Source organism: Citrobacter sp. VF227 (genome assembly GCF_052950715.1).
Genome location: NZ_JBRFVF010000417.1, coordinates 1 through 463 on the forward strand (window position 1 = coordinate 1; position 463 = coordinate 463).

At 57.5% G+C, this 463-nt stretch carries 1 protein-coding gene and 1 pseudogene; both read right to left on the bottom strand.

Going from position 1 to position 463, the window contains the following annotated elements; genetic code table 11:
- Window positions 1-218: pseudogene (locus tag ACU8YC_RS27070) on the bottom strand (hypothetical protein); the annotation flags it as partial.
- The coding region (locus tag ACU8YC_RS27075; protein ID WP_446896271.1) for a DUF3100 domain-containing protein at window positions 215-463 on the bottom strand (249 nt) is incomplete at its 5' end. The gene ACU8YC_RS27075 and the pseudogene ACU8YC_RS27070, both read right to left, overlap by 4 nt.

A 463-nucleotide genomic window follows, 5' to 3' on the forward strand; every position in this document is an offset into this window, starting at 1 on the left:
AAACAGACAATAATGCCAATAATCGTGGCGTACGAAAATGCCGGCAGCGAGGTGGGCAGATACATTTTCGCCAGCAGGGACAGCGCGACAATAAGCATGATTGCCACGGCACTGTCCCACATGGCCTGCAGGGGCAGACCGGTGGTCAGTGTCTGGGTGTACATGGCCAGAAAGACGGCCACAGTGACAAATTTCATATCAGTCAGTACGGCCTTCATACCACCACCTCTTTACGGTTCATCATGCCAAAAATTTTCTCTGCCAGCGGGATCCCGAGCCACGTCAGGGACAGTGCGCCGAGTACCGATGAAAGCAGATTGGATGCGGCGGCAACGCTCAGAACCTTCTGCGCCATATCTGCATCCAGCCCGTTAATGAGGGCCCCTGAGGCGGCACTGAGCATTGAACCTGAGCCCACCCCGGAGCCGGCGGCCAGGGCGAGCGGATGCAGACCTGTCAGCGG